This window comes from Streptomyces sp. NPDC126497, from assembly GCF_040302425.1.
Taxonomy (GTDB): Bacteria; Actinomycetota; Actinomycetes; order Streptomycetales; family Streptomycetaceae; genus Streptomyces.
Map to the genome: position 1 here is coordinate 1 of NZ_JBEORT010000221.1, position 1,835 is coordinate 1,835.

General features: G+C 66.1%; 2 protein-coding genes. One reads left to right on the top strand and one right to left on the bottom strand.

Annotation, left to right across the window (positions count from 1 at the left end; all coding sequences use genetic code 11):
* Positions 1-28: 28 nt before the first annotated feature.
* Positions 29-1,264, bottom strand: a complete 1,236-nt coding sequence (locus tag ABTY20_RS35195; RefSeq protein WP_352001208.1) for an IS701 family transposase — start codon at positions 1,262-1,264, stop codon at positions 29-31.
* A 176-nt stretch (positions 1,265-1,440) separates the two neighbouring features.
* Here ABTY20_RS35195 and ABTY20_RS35200 point away from each other — a divergent pair, with 176 nt between their 5' ends.
* Positions 1,441-1,761 carry a hypothetical protein gene (locus ABTY20_RS35200; RefSeq protein WP_352001207.1) on the top strand — a complete coding sequence of 107 codons (321 nt, stop codon included), beginning with the start codon at positions 1,441-1,443 and terminating at the stop codon, positions 1,759-1,761.
* Positions 1,762-1,835: the final 74 nt, after the last annotated feature.

Sequence of the window (1,835 nt, forward strand, 5' to 3'; positions counted from 1 at the left end):
CTAGTACTCCAGCTGTAGATCGCGATCTTCATGACTGGGCGGCTTGTCGCTGATAGTGGCTGGCCTGGGATCGGGCCTGGTGGCGGCGTCGCCAGTGGGACCACTCGAGTCGGTGGGCCGTGCCGTGGACGGGTCGGACGACGAGCGCGATGAACAGGCGCTGGATCTCGTTGCAGGTGAGGGGTATCAGTCCGTCGGGCTTTGGGTGGCGGGCGCGTTCGTCGGCGCGGACGACGGCGAGGAAGGCGTGGGCGAGCATCGCGAGAGTGACCCAGCGGTGCCAGGACGTCCAGCGTCTGACCTGGTGTTCGTCCAGTCCGGTAAGGCCCTTGCCGGACTGGAAGGTTTCCTCGATGGTCCATCTGCGTCCGGCGACGCGCACCAGAGTGGACAGCGGCGCCGGGGCGGGTGAATAGCAGCGGTGGAAGGCGAGTTCGCCGGTGCGCCGGTTGCGGCGGACGAGCAGTTGATGGTGGCCTGGCCGGTCGTCGGCGAGGTCGGCCAGGGCCCAGTCGTAGAAGCGGTGCCCCTTGGCTCCGGCGCTGGCGGAGAGTTTCTGCCAGGCTCTCCGCGGCAGCTTCTTGATCAGGGCGTCGGCGCGGAAGGTGCCCGCGCGGGTGGTGATTCGGTGGTCACGGGCGACGGCGAGTACGTAGCCGACCTGCCGTTCCTCCAGGGTGGTACGCAGGTGCGGGTTGGCTCCGTAGACCTCGTCGCCGGCCACCCAGGATGCGGGGACGCCGACGTCCAGCGCGCGGGTGATCATACGAACTGCGAGGGCTGGTTTCGTGGTGAAGGCGACATTGTCGGGTATCCCGGCGGCCTGGCAGCGGGCCGTGTCCTCGGTCCATGAACGCGGGACATACAGCTCCCGGTCTATCGCCGCGTGCCCGAGCGGAGTCGAGTAGGCAAGGTAGACGGCGACCTGGGAGTTTTCGATGCGCCCGGCAGTGCCGGTGTACTGGCGCTGCACTCCCACTGTGCCTGTGCCTTTCTTCAGGTCGCCGGTCTCATCCACGACCAGCACCGCATCCTCGTGGTGCAAGTGCTCGACGACGAAGCCGCGGATGTCATCGCGTACCGCGTCGGCATCCCACTTGGCCCTCGACAGCAGGTGTTGCAGACCGTACGGGTTCGCGTCCCCGGCCTGCTCGGCGAGTGTCCAGCAGTTCTTGCGCGGCAGGTCCGACAACAGTCCGAGCACGAACGCCCGTGCCCGGCGCCGGGGTTCCACCCGGACGAACCGTCCCGCGATACGGCCCATCAGTGCCTCGAACGCTTTCTGCCAGCGGGCAGGATCTATGCTGTGACCTGCGGCCACCGCCTGATCTTCTGTCTTCACACACCGATGATCACCGGTGGCCGCACCTGTTCCTGGACCAGCCCGACCAGCAAGATCAGGATCTGGGCCCGAGCACCACTCTGGAGTTGAATCGGTTGATGGACATGTCCTCCCGAGAGATCCGCATGCCCCTCAGCGAGGTCGTCGCAGTACTGCAAGACCTGAACGAGTTCGTCGTTTCCCTTGACCGGCTCGGATCCCGTCAGGCAGCCGGTACGGCCGACGAGTACACCGTCGGCAAGTTCATCGCCGACTGGGATGTCGCTCGGCGATTGGCCCGCGCCCGAGGCGTCATCAGCGTCGCGCTGGATGCACAACTGAGCGAGGAAGACAACGCCGAGATCGACGCCCTGTGCGACCAGGGCCACTTCTACGGCACGGACAGCGTCATCAGCCCCTCCACTGACCAGTCCGGCTGAGACAGCAAGAGCATCGGACCGGACAGGACCTGGCACCCGACCAACAAGATCACGATCTACAACTGGAGTACTAG

Bases quoted from the DNA above. Each gene is read 5' to 3' on its own strand.
- ABTY20_RS35195 (WP_352001208.1), bottom strand. From the start codon at position 1,264: ATGGGCCGTATCGCGGGACGGTTCGTCCGGGTGGAACCCCGGCGCCGG.
- ABTY20_RS35200 (WP_352001207.1), top strand. From the start codon at position 1,441: ATGGACATGTCCTCCCGAGAGATCCGCATGCCCCTCAGCGAGGTCGTC.